Origin of the sequence: Marinomonas balearica (assembly GCF_004362145.1) — a bacterium.
Classification (GTDB): domain Bacteria; phylum Pseudomonadota; class Gammaproteobacteria; order Pseudomonadales; family Marinomonadaceae; genus Marinomonas; species Marinomonas balearica.
Genome location: NZ_SNXC01000010.1, coordinates 77338 through 93427, shown reverse-complemented (window position 1 = coordinate 93427; position 16090 = coordinate 77338). Strand labels below are relative to the sequence as shown.

Below are 16090 nucleotides of genomic sequence, written 5' to 3'. Positions count from 1 at the left end.
TTGAAAAGGAAGGCGATCATCGAAATGACAGGTAATTTCATTACTCGTTGTCCCAAATGCTCGACAGCATTTCGTGTGACCGATGACGTTCTAAAAATGGCCGCCGGCAAAGTTCGATGCGGCCAGTGCTTCCATATATTTGAAGCACAAGAAACGCCTGTTCAAAAACCGAAGAACCCTTCCAAGAAAGTAAATGGCGACCCTACTCCTTCAAACGCTGAGTCTGAGACAGACCTACAATCACAGCTCTCAAATACGTCTGAACAGCAATATACAGGGACACCGCCAGTAAAACCTGTAAACGAAAACAGCCCCCCGTTGTTTACCGCAGCCGACGAAGAGATCGTTAATCCTAACTGGCTGAACACCTTGTTCAAAGAAGATGATTTGGAACTGGTGAGCGAGCCACCCAAAGACACCTTCACTCTAAATGCAAATGACACAGATCAACTTAAAGAACGCAGCCCTGTGCCACGCTCCAATACAAGCTCGGCAGAGAATCCAGCGCCTTGGGAAATTGAACTTGCTGAGATCGAAGCAAATATAAGTCACGCACCCACTCCAAATACTGAGCGCAAATCAAAAACGATTAATCAGCACCAAGAGCCGACTCGACAGAAGCACCGTGAGGTCAATGGCACGAAAGAAGCGAACCCGAATCAACTCGTTGAAGAGCACACTCACAACGATGAGCCTGATTATATGCAAGCATTGCATTCTCTTGCTCAAAACGTCTCGGATCAAGCCCCTAAATTAAGCAACGCACAACATGAATTCCAAGAATCCATGAATACGTTAGCGGCCACAAATAGCCTCGCTCACCTTGTGGAAGAAGAGTCTGCACCAGAAAGAAAGAGCAAACATACGACACTTTGGTCATTGGGCTTTTTTATTGGCCTTCTCGTACTCGCCAGCCAAGTCCTGATACACTTTTTTGATCTCGGCAGTCGATCAGAACAATTTAGAGGCCTTTATCGCACAGCTTGCACATACACTGGCTGCGCATTACCGGCATTTGAAAATATAGAATCCATCACCATTCAACATGTCCGCATTCAAAGCCACCCACAAAGATCGAATGCCCTTCTCGTCAACGCAATTATGACGAACACCAGTTCGTACGCTCAACCCATGCCAAAAATAGCGCTGGAGTTCTACGATTTAAATAGCTCACCCGTGGCCGCAAGGTTATTTTCTCCTGAAAATTACTTACACAAGGATTTTCTAGACATAACTTACATGCCGCCAAACACACCGATCCACTTGGTCATTCCAATTGTCGATCCTGGTGCACGCGCTGTAACCCACGAATTGAAAGTCTATTCAGCTGAAACAAGGTCATACTAAAAACAGCATCTTAAGCGTATAAGATATGCAATTTTCCCACCTTAGAACGACTTAGATACGTGCCTGACAGCAATATCATCATATAAGATGCAAATAAGAACAAAAAATAGCCAATTTTTGCATTGTCAAGACTTCAAAAACACAATTCCCATAGGTATTATTCTCGCCCGCTCGACAGAGTTACAGATCTTTAACATTTGATTCAGATTTCAGGAGCAATATGGCTTTCGCTATTGGCTCATACAAGATAGACAGGCCTGTAATTTTAGCCCCTATGGCGGGCGTAACAGACCTACCGTTCCGACGCCTTTGCTATCAACAAGGCGCTGGTTTAGTCGTATCTGAGATGGTGACCTCTGATGTTCGCCTTTGGAACTCTACAAAGAGTAAACACAGACTCGTCCACGACAAAGAAATACAACCTCGATCCGTTCAGATAGCAGGTGCTAATGCTGAAATGATGGTTGAGGCTGCGAAAAAAAATGTCGAACTAGGTGCGCAAATTATCGACATAAATATGGGCTGCCCTGCGAAAAAAGTACTTAACAAAGCAGCAGGGTCTGCACTTTTGAAAGATGAACCTCTTGTTCAAGATATATTGAAGTCGGTTGTAGATAGTGTCGACGTGCCTGTTACATTAAAAATTCGAACAGGCTGGTCTCCAGAACAACGTAATGGACTTACCATTGCAAAAATTGCTGAAGATTGCGGCATCCAAGCGTTAGCAGTCCACGGTCGAACGCGTGCTTGTAAATTTCAAGGTGACGTGGAGTACGACACCATTGCAGAAATTAAGCAAGCTGTCGGTATTCCAGTATTTGCAAATGGCGACATTGTTGATGCTAAAACAGCTCAGTATGTAATGAAGTACACCAACGCCGACGCAGTCATGATCGGTAGAGCGGCTCAAGGAAGGCCTTGGATATTTAACGAGATAAACCATTACTTGCGTTTTGGAGAACTTCCACCTTCGCCAGATATGGATAGCATTAAATCGACTGTTGTAGAGCATGTAAGAGCACTGCATCAGTTTTATGGCGATTTTATGGGAGTCAGAATTGCACGTAAGCATGTCGGCTGGTATTTAAAAACACTGGTGGACACAAGCTCATTTCGCAGCCTGTTTAATAAAACAGATAATGCGACTGAGCAATTAGATATATTGGAAAGTTTTTTTGTTTCTTATGAGCGACCATTTCGCTAAAGGTTGTACGTTAATACGGCACTGTATACACGTCGTATGAATAATCTGACTGCTTAAGCAATGCGCTTTTAAAGAAACAAATCTAGTAAAAAAGCATTTACTGCGCCCTTTATCATGTAGGTACGCCTACTATACAGGCGCAATGAATGCTTCATATTGAGATAAAATGAACTTCTTAACGGTTCATTTTATCTTATATAGTTGGCTTAAATCTAAAAGGTTATTCTGTGGTAGAACAAACACACACTCAAACGTTTCAGTCTGCATCTTCGGAGCAGTCACAAACTCTTCGTGACAACGTAGAGAAGGCCCTACAAAACTATTTCACTCACTTGGATGGGCAACCAGTAACAGATCTCTACCAATTGGTATTGGCAGAAGTCGAAGCTCCTCTACTTGAGTCTGTAATGAACTACACAAAGGACAATCAGACCAAAGCATCAACTATCCTTGGTTTAAACCGAGGAACATTGCGCAAAAAGCTTAAGCAATACGGTATGCTATAACTAAGAAAGGGCGTTTTACGCCCTTTTCTTGTTTTTACCACCCCTACTCCCCTTACAATTATCACGTTAATTAGATTGCGAGAACCACAATGGCAAATCAAAACGTAACTCCTATAAAGCGCGCACTAATCAGTGTTTCTGACAAAACAGGCATTGTCGAATTCGCTCGTGAACTGGTCGCACAAAATGTTGAAATTTTATCGACTGGCGGCACATACCGCCTGCTACTGGAAAACAACGTTGCGGCGACAGAAGTATCAGATTACACAGGTTTCCCTGAAATGATGGATGGACGTGTCAAAACACTTCACCCTAAAGTTCACGGTGGAATCTTGGGACGTAGAGATATCGATGGCGATGTGATGAAAGAACATGGCATCAATGAAATCGATATGGTTGTAGTAAACCTTTACCCATTTGAAGAAACCATCGCACGCCCAGATTGTGATTTGCCTCTGGCAATCGAAAACATCGATATTGGTGGACCAACTATGGTTCGCTCTGCCGCAAAAAATCACAAAGATGTTGCCATTGTCGTCTCTCCATCAAATTACGAAGGCATTATCAATGCAATCAAATCTGACAATGGTCTGACATACGATCAGCGCTTCCACCTTGCTGTTGAAGCCTTCGAACACACATCAAACTACGACGGTGCTATTGCAAACTACCTAGGACAAAAAGTTCAAGGTGGCAGCGAAAACTTCCCGCGCACATTTAATCTTCAGTTTAATAAACAAGAAGAAATGCGCTACGGTGAAAACCCTCACCAAAAAGCAGCGTTCTATGTGGAAGCTAACCCACAAGAAGCATCTATTAGCACAGCGAAACAAATTCAGGGCAAGGCTCTGTCATACAACAATATTGCGGACACCGATGCGGCACTCGAGTGCGTAAAAAGCTTTACAGAAGCAGCCTGCGTAATCGTAAAACATGCTAACCCATGTGGCGTTGCAACGGCATCCACTCAGCTTGAAGCGTACGACCTTGCTTTCCAAACAGACCCAACGTCTGCATTTGGCGGCATTATCGCCTTCAATCAGGCACTAGACGCAAATACTGCGCAAGCCATCATTGACCGCCAATTTGTTGAAGTGATCATTGCCCCAAGCATCACTGAAGAAGCAAAACAAATTGTGGCCGCTAAACAGAATGTTCGACTACTAGAATGTGGTGAATGGTCTGCAGAAAAACCAACAGCACTTGACTACAAGCGCGTAAATGGCGGTTTACTCGTTCAAGATCGTGATGACGGTGCAATTACCTTGGGTGACCTTAAAGTCGTATCTAAGCGCCAACCTTCTAAAGAAGAACTTGAAGATCTGCTATTTGCTTGGAAAGTCGCAAAATTTGTTAAATCTAATGCGATTGTTTACGCGAAAGCAGGCCAAACAATTGGTGTCGGCGCAGGTCAAATGAGCCGTGTATACAGTGCGAAAATCGCCGGAATCAAAGCGGCTGACGAAAGCCTACAAGTTGAAGGTTCAGTAATGGCCTCTGATGCTTTCTTCCCATTCCGTGATGGCATTGATGCTGCCGCTCAAGCCGGAATTACAGCCGTTATTCAACCAGGCGGTTCTATGCGTGACGAGGAAGTTATCGCTGCCGCTGACGAAGCAGGCATGGCGATGGTATTCACTGGTATGCGCCACTTCCGCCACTAAGTTTCATTGCAGATTAAAAGGAAAGAAAATATGAAAATTCTAATTATCGGTAATGGTGGTCGTGAACACGCTTTAGCTTGGAAGGCGGCACAATCTCAAGACGTAGAAAAGGTCTTCGTAGCACCAGGCAATGCAGGCACAACTCTAGAAGATAAAGTTGAGAACGTTAATATCGGTGTAACTGCAATTGACGAGCTCGTTGAGTTTGCGAAAGAAAACGGTATTGGCTTAACTATCGTCGGCCCAGAAGCTCCGCTTGTTATCGGTGTCGTCGATGCATTCGAAGCCGCTGGCCTTGCCATTTTTGGCCCTTCTAAAGCAGCGGCTCAATTAGAAGGTTCTAAAGCATTCACTAAAGACTTTCTTGCTCGCCATAAAATCCCTACTGCGGAATATGGCAACTTTACTGAGATTGCACCAGCGGTTGCTTACATTAAAGAAAAAGGCGCTCCAATCGTTGTTAAAGCAGACGGTCTTGCAGCAGGTAAAGGTGTTATCTTAGCTCAAACAGAAGCTGAAGCGATCGAAGCCGTTGAAGACATGCTTCAAGGCAACGCTTTTGGCGACGCAGGCCACCGCGTAGTGGTTGAAGAGTTTCTTGTTGGTGAAGAAGCCAGTTTCATCGTAATCGTGGACGGCGAAACGGTTCTACCAATGGCTTCAAGTCAAGACCATAAAGCACGTGACAATGGCGACACTGGACCAAATACGGGTGGTATGGGTGCTTACTCTCCTGCTCCTGTTGTGACTCCAGAAATTCACGATCGCATCATGAATGAAGTCATTATGCCAACGGTTAAAGGCATGAATGCAGAAGGTAACCGCTACCGTGGTTTCCTATACGCAGGTGTGATGGTTGCGCAAGACGGTACACCAAAAGTATTGGAGTACAACTGTCGTTTTGGTGACCCTGAAACTCAGCCAATAATGATGCGCCTACGTTCCGATCTGGTTGAAATGTGTCTTGCTGCTATCAATGGTACGCTTGATTCTGTTCACACAGATTGGGATCCAAGAGCCAGTTTAGGTGTTGTGCTAGCAGCTGGAGGTTACCCTGCAAGCTACAATAAAGAAGACGTCATTAAGGGCCACGATGCCGCTTTACCAGCGCACCAAAAAGTTTTCCATGCAGGAACCGCTGTTAAAGACGGTGAAGTCGTCACTAATGGAGGCCGTGTGTTGTGTGCGGTTTCTCTAGGAGAAACCGTTAGTGAGGCGCAGGCTGGAGCTTACGAGGTTGTAAACAAGATCTCTTGGGACAAGGTTTATTTCCGCACAGACATTGGCCACCGCGCTATTTCTCGCGAGAAAAACTAAGCTCAAGTTTGCGTAGTTTAACGTAACAAAAAAAAGGGCTTGTTCAAAAACAAGCCCTTTTTCGTTTTATCGCTTTCAATCAATCATCGCTTATTTTTTAAGGTTTTGCTGTTTTTGATCCAACCAAACTTTAAAGACCTTCCCTACCTCTAATACAATGAGTCCAAAAATAACGCCTGCAACCCAATCGAAATCAAGCAAAAAACCCAATGCGGAGATCATGCCATATAGATACAACAGGTTTTGACGAAGCTTGACGTTGTTTTTTCGCGTTACCCATGTGATCCCAAGCAGTGCGAAACAGAACCACAAATAGTACTCGACTAATATTGGATATAGCATTTAGTCCCCTATCAGTTAATAATGATGCCTAATGGATTAATTGATCAGGCTTAGTATTTTGTTTTATCGACTTATTTTACTCTTCTTTGCCCTAATAAGCAGTCTCACATGGGCATCTAATGACATTGCTTTAATTAATAGTAAAAATACGTCTATCAACGTGGGAGAGATTGGTGGTTATTACATTGATGACACAAAACAATTGGGCATCAACGAAATCACAAGCGACAGTTATGATCGGCGTTTTTTACCTCTAAGTGACGAATTTTTACAGTTTGGACTCGTAGACGGCAATATTTGGATAAAATTGAAAGTTGCCATCCAGACCTCGCTTTCTACTCCGGTCGTATTGAGCGTCCACGCACCTCGCCTTCAGTATCTTGATGTCTACATGCCCAGTGTGTTTGAAACACAAGCGCAAGCAGAGACTGGAGAGCTACGCCCTTTCGAAAATCGCCCAATTAATCATGCAAACTACATATTCCCTCTACCTGCCAATACGCCTCCGGTTTTCTCGTTATATATAAAAGCGTCTTCCAGGTTGCCGATTAATATCAGTGCCAACATCGAAACACTTTCTTCTTTTAGCGAGCGTTCGCAATTTGACTTTACAATGACTGGCGTGATGATGGGTATTCTTATACTTTTATTCATCAGCAATTTGTTTTTCTTTTTCACAAGCCGACATCCAATGTATATGGTTTACGGCTGCATGTTAATCAGTATTGCGGTTCTGCATCTCGCTTTACACGGTCAGGTATATCAGTATTTCCCCCAGTTTACCGGTCTTCAAGAGAGACTGTACAACCTCGCAGCGTTAACTTGTATTTCCGCAATTGCATTGTTCTCTAGACTGTACCTCGATACCAAAAGCGCATTTCCCAAACTCGACAAGGTGATTTACAGTGTCGGCTTGTTAAACGTTTTTTTAGCAACCATATACGCAGTATCGCCACCGCTTCTCAGCATACTGTACTTATCGACGTTGGCGTTTTTAACGCTTTATTTTTTATTCGGTGTTGCGGTATATGCAAAAATCAAAAAAGTTCCGCACTCTGGGTACTATGTATTCGCGCGCACCGTATTATTAATAGGCCACACGACATGGCTGCTCTCTGCGTACGGCGTGATTCCGAGTGAATTTTGGTTTGAGTGGGGGCTTACCACCTCCATCATTGCGGAAGCTTTGATCCACTACTCAGCGATGGTCATGAGGCTCAATCCATACATTAGGCGAGCATCACATTTAGTGAAAGAAGCAAGCGCACACAACCCTGAATTATACGCAGATCTTTCCAGTCGATTACGTCGCCAAATCAAGGTTTACGATGGCTTTCTTGCCAATTTAAGTAAAACTTCAAACGCCAACGAAACGCTTTTAGAAACAGGTAAATCAGCAACCAATAACTTAAAGCATATAGTAGAAAGAATTGATTTTTACCATGCTTTAAAAGACAAGCCTAAACGTCAACAGCCACAATCGGAAGCGATCGTCAGCGTTATCGAGCGAGCCTATTTCCGCTTCCACGAACTGGATCAAGATCATTCTGATATTGAGCTTACAACACAAGCTCTAGACAACATTGAGGTGCTCGAAAATATAGAACTGCTGTGTCACCTGTTTGAAATATTGATGATGGAGTTTAAGCATTTCACCGACCAATCTCTCAATATGACGTTCTCTGTTTCAGCCGACAAAAGAGAAGGCGGACGAACTCTAAAAGTAGTGTGTGGACCCGTTCCATCTCGCATTGCTGAAGAGTCTGTTAAAGCAGATATAAGCCTAAGTTACATTCAAGCAGTTGTTAAGCAGCTTGACGGAAAGCTATGGTTTGCAGGTGAATCTAAAGAACGAACAGCCATTGTAGAGTGCCCTATACTCGCACATGAACAAAAAGAACAAAGCTCTTTTGACTTGCTCACTGGCAGCGATTTTGAAGTCGTTGTGTACGGTGAAAGCAGCCCGCTTATGAGTAAGACATTAATACTGCTTCAAAACTGGTCTTCTAGTATCATTCAGGTTCAGGAACAGAGCGAGTTAGCACACTTATTTGAAGAAAGTCAGACATTAAATATCGGACATGTTCTAATCATGTTTGAAGATCAAAAGAACCTACCGATCCCAGATTTAAAACGTGTAAAACCTCTTCTAAAGAGTATCGATCGCTGCGTTCTCATTACCAACAATATAAAAATGTCGACTGCGTTTAGCCAAATCATAGGCTTCGACTCAATGATCAGTGAATCCGAGATAGACGTTAAACTCGTACCTTACTTAACCGGCATCACACGAAGACTAGTAAGAAATAGTATGTCAGAGATCAACAAAACAAGATCCTAAGTATTGCGTTAAAAATTTTGAATCCGATAATAGACACACCACCATTAGGAGACACCATGGATTGCTTATTCTGCAAGCTCATTAACCGAGAGATCCCTGCAACCATATTGTATGAGGACGACGATGTTATTGCGTTTGAAGACATCATGCCACAAGCTCCCGTTCACTTCTTAGTGATACCTAAAAAGCACATCAGCACCCTTAACGATATTTCGGAAGAGGATGCTCCTGTAATAGGCAAGCTTCCTATTATTGCTGCGAAAGTAGCAAAAGAAAAAGGCGTGAGCGACGACGGTTTTCGCGTCACCATGAACTGTAACGAAATGGGCGGTCAAACCGTTTACCACATCCATATGCATGTTCTTGGTGGCCGCCAAATGTCATGGCCTCCAGGCTAGTAGGAGTCATCAATGTTATCAAAATTAGACAAAGCCATTATGCAGTTAGACAGAGCGCTGCAAACACTCACACCAAGAGTCGCAAAGGCGCAACGATCAACCCCTGCGAACAATGAGCCACATAACCCACTAGACCCTCAAGAAACCAAACACGCCGCAGGGTTGATGCGCATTAATCACACCGGCGAAGTGTGTGCACAGGCACTCTATGCCGGACAAGCATTGACCGCGAAGCTTGAGGCAGTACGAGAAGATATGGAGCACGCCGCAGACGAAGAAATTGATCACCTAGTGTGGTGTGAACACCGTCTGTATGAGCTCGACAGCCACCCAAGTCGCTTGAACCCGCTCTTTTACGGAGCCTCGTTTGTGATCGGAGCCGGAGCAGGATTAATCAGCGATCGATTGAGTTTAGGCTTTGTCGCCGCGACGGAAGATCAAGTATGCGTCCATCTTGATAAACATATGGCAGCACTTCCTGAACAGGACGAACGCAGCCGTGCGGTTCTAAAGCAAATGCGTATTGACGAAGCAAAGCATAAACAATCCGCTTTGGATTCAGGTGGCTATGTATTCCCCTCGCCTGTTATGAACATCATGACTCACGTGTCTAAAGTTATGACAAAATCAACTTATCGGATTTAGAAGAATGAACAGAGACCTACATTCCATTCGTCGTGATTATCAGTTCGATGATTTATTAGAAGAAAAAGTTGGTGATGACCCACTTAGCCTTTTCGATTCATGGTTAAAGCTGGCCATCGATTCATGTCAAGATGATCCAACAGCGATGATGTTGAGCACCGTAGATAGAGAACATAAGCCTCACAGCCGGATTGTTCTTCTGAAACAGCGCGACGAATCGGGTTTTAGCTTCTTCACCAATTACGACAGTGATAAAGGCCAAGATATTGAAGCGAACAACCACGTTTGCTTAACGTTTTTCTGGGCACCGCTGTCTAGGCAAATCCGAATAGAAGGCACAATAGAAAAAACAGATAAGGCGACATCAGAAGCCTACTTTGCGACCCGACCAAGAGCGAGCCAGATAGCAGCTTCCGCTTCTCCTCAAAGTCAGATAATCAAAAACCGGACGTTTTTAAGCGATCAATTCGATCGACTAGACGAAGAACTAAAAGAGAGCGACGTTCCATGCCCTTCAAATTGGGGAGGCTATATCGTCAAACCCAACTCCATTGAGTTTTGGCAAGGCCGCCCTAGCCGTCTGCACGACCGACTCATTTACACACTTGAAAACGATCGCTGGCACAGAGTAAGAAAGGCACCGTAATCGAGCCAACAGTAGCTTTTTCATTTGAGGAAGCTACTGTATGACAGATAAGAAAAACAGAACTTCGGCAGATTAAGGCAGCTTTCTCATGTTACTTTAATAGACCGCCATTTACCTCTCAGTGCGAACCTTCCCTAAGAATTTGCCTAAACGTTAAACTGATTCGCTCCTCTGTCACCTTTTTTCTAACAGGGAGCGAGTGCTGCCATAAAACTTGAGCGGATGCGCTCATAATTAGCCAACTTTCATTTTCAAGTTTTATCGACGTTTTCGTTTTATGGTCGCGCTTTAAGCGAAACAAAAAGTCGCGCGTTGCCCCGACGCTGTATGTCACTACAACAGGAGCAGGGCCAAGCTCTCGTTCATTATCACTGTGCCAGCCCATATAATCTTCGCCATGTCGATAAAGGTTGGCTAACACCGAGTTATAGGTTTGGCCAGTCAACAACTCTGCTTGGAGCTTGAAAACCTTCATCCAATCGGGCCAACCATAACCGCTGTGAGTTTTACCTGAGTATGTATACTGAAGCCCAGCGTCAGCAATAAAAGATACCAACCTTGGAACCAAGATATCTTTTCCAAACATCGTCAATGATTCTTGCTGCCAATCTATTTTTTGGCGCAATAATTGAAAATTATCGCCATTACTTGAGCTCGGCGGAATATAGCGATAAGGTGCATCATACATAGATATTGGAATCTTAATTGTGTTGTCCTTAAACTTAAACCAACTTCATAAGCCAGACAACCGCAGTGCTTTTTTAGACATTTATCGCGGCACGGCGGTACTACTAATGATTGTCTTTCATTTTTGTTGGGACCTCAGACACTTTGGGTACTTAGACTATTCGTTAACCTCACCTTTTTGGGTTGGGTTTAGAGCCGTTATTGTCTTTTTATTCTTATCAGCCATCGGCTGGTCAAGCTACTTAGCCGTTCAGTCCGGCCAACCTTTTTCTCGTTTTAGAAAACATATGGCAGTGTTACTTCTCGCTGCCACCTCGATTTCTCTTGTGACTTACATCATCTTTCCCAAACAGTGGATCTTCTTTGGCATACTGCATTTTATATTCTTAGCTTCCATTGCTGTTCGGCCAATGGCTCGAACCCCCTTTATCTCATTAGCACTCGCTGTCGCCATTGCCGCCATGTATTGGTTAACTGATTGGTTTGCTTTTACTGATTTTAAACATGTCTTATACAACGATTTGAATCTCCCTAGAAAAACCGTCGACATTATCGCGCCAATTCCTTGGATCTGCGCCGTTTTCATTGGCCCGATATTCGGGTACTTAAAAATCCATACTTTTAGGCTGCCGAGCAACCTTATTACGGCGGGAATTGCCGTCATGGGACGGTATGCATTGCGTGTCTATCTTACACATCAGATCATTCTCTTTTCACTCGTTGCAACCGCTCACTATTTGATCACAAAGCTTACTTAAAACTCCGGTTAATCTGATATAAAACAAGATGCCTGAATAACATTTTTTTTTGTCTAAATAGAATTATTTGCTTGCCACCTTGCTCTTCTAGAGTCTGTCTATCGAACAACGTAAGTAAGCACTAATCTCTTTAAAAGATCTTCTGACACGCGCAATTTTTATGATTTTTCAAGCCTTGATTTTAGCCTAAATGATCTCTATTGTTCGCAACATAGAAAGCCTTACTACACTACATCTAGTGCCTTGATATAATAAAGCATACTAGATACAGTATTTTTAACACCACACGATAGATACCGACGGGAACCTAAAACATGAGTACTCTCACAGTTACTAAACGTAACGGCGTAACCGAGACTATTGATCTGGAAAAAATCCATAAAGTTATTACATGGGCTGCAGAAGGCCTTGAAAATGTTTCAGTTTCCCAAGTCGAGCTAAAAGCACAAATTCAGTTTTTTAACGGTATTCGCACAACGGATATACACGAAACACTTATTAAATCTGCGGCCGATTTAATTTCAGAAAACACACCGGATTATCAGTACTTAGCAGCACGCTTAGCGATTTTTCACCTGCGTAAAAAAGCGTTTGGTCAGTTTGAGCCTCCACACCTTTATGCACATGTTTGCAATCTGGTTGAACAAAACCGCTATGATGCTCATATTCTTCGTGACTATACCCAAGAAGAACTAAACCAAATCAACGAGTTCATTGATCATTCTCGCGATATGAACTTCTCATACGCAGCCGTCAAACAGCTAGAAGGCAAGTACTTAGTTCAAAACCGCGTATCTGGTGATATCTACGAAAGCCCACAATTCATCTACATTCTTGTCGCTGCATGCTTGTTTGCAAATTACGATAAAGAGCTTCGCTTGGATCTAATTAAGCGTTTTTATGACGCGGTTTCGCAATTCAAGCTGTCGTTACCAACGCCGATTATGTCAGGTATTCGCACGCCAACTCGTCAGTTCAGTAGTTGTGTTCTTATTGAGTGTGGTGACTCATTAGATTCGATCAATGCGACCTCTAGCGCAATTGTAAAATATGTAAGCCAACGTGCCGGAATCGGCATCAATGCCGGTGCAATTCGCGCATTGGGTAGCCCAATTCGCGGCGGTGAAGCTTTCCACACAGGTTGTATTCCTTTTTACAAGCACTTTCAAACTGCGGTAAAAAGCTGTTCTCAAGGTGGCGTTCGAGGCGGTGCCGCAACCGTCTTCTATCCTATTTGGCACCTAGAAGTTGAAAGCTTACTCGTACTGAAAAACAATCGTGGTGTCGAAGAAAACCGCGTTCGTCACTTGGATTACGGCGTTCAATTTAACCGCTTGATGTATCAGCGTTTGATTAAAGGCGGCAATATCACATTGTTTAGCCCTTCTGATGTACCCGGCCTATACGATGCGTTCTTTGCAGATCAAGAAGAATTTGATCGTTTATATACTCTATATGAGCAAGACGATTCTATTCGCAAGTCCACGGTTAAAGCGTCCGAGTTGTTCACGCTATTTGCTTCTGAACGCGCAAGTACAGGGCGTATTTATCTGCAAAACGTCGACCATTGTAATACTCACAGCCCGTTCGATCCGAAGGTTGCACCTGTTAAGCAAAGTAACTTATGCCTTGAAATCGCGCTACCTACAAAACCGTTGGGAAATGTTTCAGACCCTGATGGCGAAATTGCGTTATGTACTTTATCTGCCTTTAACCTAGGTGCGCTTGATAGCCTTGATGAACTGGAAGAGTTATCAGAGCTGATCATTCGCGCATTGGATGCATTACTTGATTACCAAAACTACCCGATCCCTGCCGCTCAAAACGCGACAGAGTTGCGTCGAACTCTTGGTGTTGGTGTCATTAACTATGCTTATTATTTAGCTAAAAATGGCGTACGCTATTCCGATGGTAGTGCTAACGAACTGACACATAAAACATTCGAGGCGATTCAATACTTCTTGCTCAAAGCCTCTAATAAACTTTCGAAAGAGTTCGGCCCTTGTAAAGCGTTTGACGAAACAACTTACGCAAAAGGAATTTTGCCAATCGACACTTATAAAGAGGAAATCAACAACGTTGTATCTTCTGAGCTATATTACGATTGGGAAACACTGCGTAAAGATATTGTTGAGCATGGATTACGTAACTCAACGCTATCAGCATTGATGCCTTCAGAGACTTCTTCTCAAATTAGTAATGCAACAAACGGTATCGAGCCGCCACGAGGCTTCGTATCGGTTAAAGCAAGTAAAGACGGAATTCTAAAACAGGTTGTACCTGAGTACGAACGACTAAAAGACCAATATGAGCTTTTATGGACCATCCCATCAAACGATGGCTATTTGCAACTGGTCGGTATTATGCAAAAGTTTGTAGACCAATCAATTTCGGCGAACACAAACTATGATCCTCAGAAGTTTGAGTCTCAAAAAGTGCCAATGAAAGTCATTCTAAAAGACTTGTTAACCGCCTATAAATTGGGGGTTAAAACACTTTACTACCACAATACTCGTGACGGTGCAGACGATCAGCAAGACGACATGGATGATTGCGCTAGTGGCGCATGCAAGATTTAAGTGATGTTTTATCGTTACCTCGGTAACGAATAATATATCATCTGTAAACGTGACGCAGCGTCATCTAATTTGCGCTGTGTCACGTTTAACTTCAATAAGAAGCACTACCTTATTCTGAGCATCCATTTATAATGGGTGCTTTTCTATGCAAATGGCCTAGAGATACAAAGCTAACCTCTCTAGAAACCATTTCAATCGATTTGAGGATCCAATTTGGCGATGAGCTATTCAACTTTCAATCGCAAGAAATTCGACAGCTTAAAAGAACCTATGTTTTTAGGCGAAAACGTCAATGTCGCTCGCTACGACCAGCAAAAACATCCTATCTTTGAAAAACTTATCGAGAAACAACTTTCATTTTTCTGGCGTCCAGAAGAAGTGGACTTATCAAGTGATCGAAAGGACTTCGTCAACTTAGAACCACATGAACAGCATATATTCCTGAGCAACCTGAAATATCAGACGTTGCTTGATAGTGTTCAAGGGCGCTCACCTAACGTCGCGCTTCTGCCTATTGTTTCCTTACCTGAGCTCGAAACTTGGATTGAAACGTGGTCTTTCAGTGAAACAATCCACAGTCGCTCATACACGCACATCATTCGAAATATCGTTAACGATCCAACAGCCATTTTTGACGACATCGTTGTGAACGAAGAAATCACAAAACGAGCCGACAGCGTCTCACGATATTATGATGATCTGATTGAAAAGGTGAACTTGTACAATACGCTGGGATTAGGTGTTCATAACGTTCCCGGCAAAGGCGAAGTCACCGTTTCAATGCGCTCGCTTAAAAAATCTTTGTACATTACATTGGCGTCCGTAAACGTATTGGAAGCAATTCGGTTCTATGTAAGCTTTGCCTGTAGCTTTGCCTTTGCTGAGCGTACATTGATGGAAGGCAATGCCAAAATTATTAAGCTGATCGCACGTGATGAAGCTCTCCACCTTACAGGTACTCAGCATATGCTGAACCTGATGACATCAGGGAGAGACGATCCAGAAATGGCTGACATCGCACAAGAGTGTCGCCAGGAAATTACCGACATCTTTATTGAAGCGGCACAGCAAGAAAAAGAATGGGCTCAGTATTTGTTTAAAGACGGCTCTATGATTGGCTTAAACTCGCAAATATTGGGTCAGTATGTAGAATACATTTCCAATGTTCGTATGCAAGCTATTGGTTTAGAGCCTGCTTTTGAAACCAAATCCAATCCTATTCCTTGGATCAATGCTTGGCTGGTTAGCGATAACGTTCAGGTCGCGCCGCAAGAAGCGGAAATCAGTTCGTATTTAGTTGGGCAAATCGATAACGATTTGGACGAAGCTGAGTTTGACGACTTTGACCTCTAGTTCACGAGATCAAGATAAGGTTCATCGGGTTTTATTGGGCAAAAAGCAATTTTTGGTCACCGAAGATGAACCTCTCTTACCTCAATTAGAAAGAGCAGGCCTTCATATAGAGTATCAGTGCCGAGAAGGATACTGCTCTTCCTGCTCAATTCGCCTACTGTGGGGACACGTTGATTACCCTTTTGAACCTTTAGCATGGGTCCAAAGCGGCTTTCTACTTGCCTGTTGTGCCATTGTAAAGACCGACATTGAAATCGCTTTTTTCAGCGATGACTCAGCCGAATAATTCACGCCACTCAACAT

The 16090-nt window shown here is 43.4% G+C and carries 15 protein-coding genes; 13 read left to right on the top strand and 2 right to left on the bottom strand.

Annotation, left to right across the window (positions count from 1 at the left end; genetic code table 11):
* The first annotated feature begins 24 nt into the window (after positions 1-24).
* The 5 genes from DFP79_RS05625 to purD all read left to right on the top strand — a co-directional run bounded on the left by DFP79_RS05625 (position 25) and on the right by purD (position 6038).
* On the top strand, positions 25-1347 hold the full coding sequence (locus DFP79_RS05625; protein ID WP_133502961.1) for a DUF3426 domain-containing protein: 1323 nt from the start codon (positions 25-27) through the stop codon (positions 1345-1347).
* A 220-nt stretch (positions 1348-1567) separates the two neighbouring features.
* Positions 1568-2551 carry a tRNA dihydrouridine synthase DusB gene (gene dusB / locus DFP79_RS05620; RefSeq protein ID WP_133502960.1) on the top strand — a complete coding sequence of 328 codons (984 nt, stop codon included), beginning with the start codon at positions 1568-1570 and terminating at the stop codon, positions 2549-2551.
* A 227-nt stretch (positions 2552-2778) separates the two neighbouring features.
* The gene (gene fis, locus DFP79_RS05615) at positions 2779-3057 is read left to right on the top strand and encodes a DNA-binding transcriptional regulator Fis (RefSeq protein ID WP_041648813.1); all 279 of its coding nucleotides are present in this window, start codon (positions 2779-2781) and stop codon (positions 3055-3057) included.
* Positions 3058-3146: 89 nt separating this feature from the next.
* The gene (purH, locus tag DFP79_RS05610) at positions 3147-4721 is read left to right on the top strand and encodes a bifunctional phosphoribosylaminoimidazolecarboxamide formyltransferase/IMP cyclohydrolase (RefSeq protein ID WP_133502959.1); all 1575 of its coding nucleotides are present in this window, start codon (positions 3147-3149) and stop codon (positions 4719-4721) included.
* A 30-nt stretch (positions 4722-4751) separates the two neighbouring features.
* Positions 4752-6038 (top strand): phosphoribosylamine--glycine ligase, encoded by a 1287-nt coding sequence (gene purD, locus DFP79_RS05605; RefSeq protein ID WP_133502958.1) that lies wholly within the window; start codon positions 4752-4754, stop codon positions 6036-6038.
* Positions 6039-6128: 90 nt separating this feature from the next.
* On the opposite strand, the gene DFP79_RS05600 is transcribed toward purD, so the two are convergent.
* The gene (locus DFP79_RS05600) at positions 6129-6380 is read right to left on the bottom strand and encodes a hypothetical protein (protein WP_133502957.1); all 252 of its coding nucleotides are present in this window, start codon (positions 6378-6380) and stop codon (positions 6129-6131) included.
* 58 nt (positions 6381-6438) lie between these two features.
* Here DFP79_RS05600 and DFP79_RS05595 point away from each other — a divergent pair, with 58 nt between their 5' ends.
* The 4 genes from DFP79_RS05595 to pdxH are packed head-to-tail and all read left to right on the top strand — an operon-like array spanning position 6439 to position 10410.
* Positions 6439-8721, top strand: coding sequence for a 7TMR-DISM family protein (locus DFP79_RS05595; RefSeq protein WP_166637650.1), 2283 nt, complete (start codon positions 6439-6441; stop codon positions 8719-8721).
* Positions 8722-8777: 56 nt separating this feature from the next.
* Positions 8778-9119: a histidine triad nucleotide-binding protein gene (locus DFP79_RS05590; RefSeq protein WP_133502955.1), complete on the top strand. Its 342-nt coding sequence runs from the start codon at positions 8778-8780 to the stop codon at positions 9117-9119.
* 12 nt (positions 9120-9131) lie between these two features.
* Positions 9132-9764 (top strand): 2-polyprenyl-3-methyl-6-methoxy-1,4-benzoquinone monooxygenase, encoded by a 633-nt coding sequence (gene coq7 / locus DFP79_RS05585; protein WP_133502954.1) that lies wholly within the window; start codon positions 9132-9134, stop codon positions 9762-9764.
* Positions 9765-9768: 4 nt separating this feature from the next.
* On the top strand, positions 9769-10410 hold the full coding sequence (gene pdxH / locus DFP79_RS05580; RefSeq protein WP_133502953.1) for a pyridoxamine 5'-phosphate oxidase: 642 nt from the start codon (positions 9769-9771) through the stop codon (positions 10408-10410).
* 118 nt (positions 10411-10528) lie between these two features.
* Here the strand turns inward: pdxH and DFP79_RS05575 are convergent, their stop codons facing one another.
* Complete coding sequence (locus DFP79_RS05575; RefSeq protein ID WP_133502952.1) at positions 10529-11098, bottom strand: alpha-ketoglutarate-dependent dioxygenase AlkB family protein; 570 nt, start codon at positions 11096-11098, stop codon at positions 10529-10531.
* A 19-nt stretch (positions 11099-11117) separates the two neighbouring features.
* Between DFP79_RS05575 and DFP79_RS05570 the strand changes: the two genes are divergently transcribed.
* The 4 genes from DFP79_RS05570 (at position 11118) to yfaE (ending at position 16073) form a co-directional block, all read left to right on the top strand.
* On the top strand, positions 11118-11855 hold the full coding sequence (locus DFP79_RS05570; RefSeq protein WP_133502951.1) for a heparan-alpha-glucosaminide N-acetyltransferase: 738 nt from the start codon (positions 11118-11120) through the stop codon (positions 11853-11855).
* Positions 11856-12169: 314 nt separating this feature from the next.
* Positions 12170-14434: a class 1a ribonucleoside-diphosphate reductase subunit alpha gene (nrdA, locus tag DFP79_RS05565; RefSeq protein ID WP_133502950.1), complete on the top strand. Its 2265-nt coding sequence runs from the start codon at positions 12170-12172 to the stop codon at positions 14432-14434.
* 219 nt (positions 14435-14653) lie between these two features.
* Positions 14654-15787 carry a class Ia ribonucleoside-diphosphate reductase subunit beta gene (gene nrdB / locus DFP79_RS05560; RefSeq protein WP_133502949.1) on the top strand — a complete coding sequence of 378 codons (1134 nt, stop codon included), beginning with the start codon at positions 14654-14656 and terminating at the stop codon, positions 15785-15787.
* Entirely contained in the window at positions 15768-16073 is a 306-nt protein-coding gene (yfaE, locus tag DFP79_RS05555) for a class I ribonucleotide reductase maintenance protein YfaE (protein ID WP_424960641.1), read from the top strand. The genes nrdB and yfaE overlap by 20 nt, the downstream gene beginning before the upstream one ends.
* The last annotated feature ends 17 nt before the right edge of the window (positions 16074-16090 follow it).

Excerpts from the sequence above, each read along its gene's own strand:
- nrdB (WP_133502949.1), top strand. The coding sequence starts at position 14,654 with ATGAGCTATTCAACTTTCAATCGCAAGAAATTCGACAGCTTAAAAGAA.
- dusB (WP_133502960.1), top strand. The coding sequence starts at position 1,568 with ATGGCTTTCGCTATTGGCTCATACAAGATAGACAGGCCTGTAATTTTA.
- DFP79_RS05575 (WP_133502952.1), bottom strand. The coding sequence starts at position 11,098 with ATGTATGATGCACCTTATCGCTATATTCCGCCGAGCTCAAGTAATGGC.
- purD (WP_133502958.1), top strand. The coding sequence starts at position 4,752 with ATGAAAATTCTAATTATCGGTAATGGTGGTCGTGAACACGCTTTAGCT.
- DFP79_RS05590 (WP_133502955.1), top strand. The coding sequence starts at position 8,778 with ATGGATTGCTTATTCTGCAAGCTCATTAACCGAGAGATCCCTGCAACC.
- purH (WP_133502959.1), top strand. The coding sequence starts at position 3,147 with ATGGCAAATCAAAACGTAACTCCTATAAAGCGCGCACTAATCAGTGTT.
- DFP79_RS05600 (WP_133502957.1), bottom strand. The coding sequence starts at position 6,380 with ATGCTATATCCAATATTAGTCGAGTACTATTTGTGGTTCTGTTTCGCA.
- DFP79_RS05625 (WP_133502961.1), top strand. The coding sequence starts at position 25 with ATGACAGGTAATTTCATTACTCGTTGTCCCAAATGCTCGACAGCATTT.
- nrdA (WP_133502950.1), top strand. The coding sequence starts at position 12,170 with ATGAGTACTCTCACAGTTACTAAACGTAACGGCGTAACCGAGACTATT.
- coq7 (WP_133502954.1), top strand. The coding sequence starts at position 9,132 with ATGTTATCAAAATTAGACAAAGCCATTATGCAGTTAGACAGAGCGCTG.
- pdxH (WP_133502953.1), top strand. The coding sequence starts at position 9,769 with ATGAACAGAGACCTACATTCCATTCGTCGTGATTATCAGTTCGATGAT.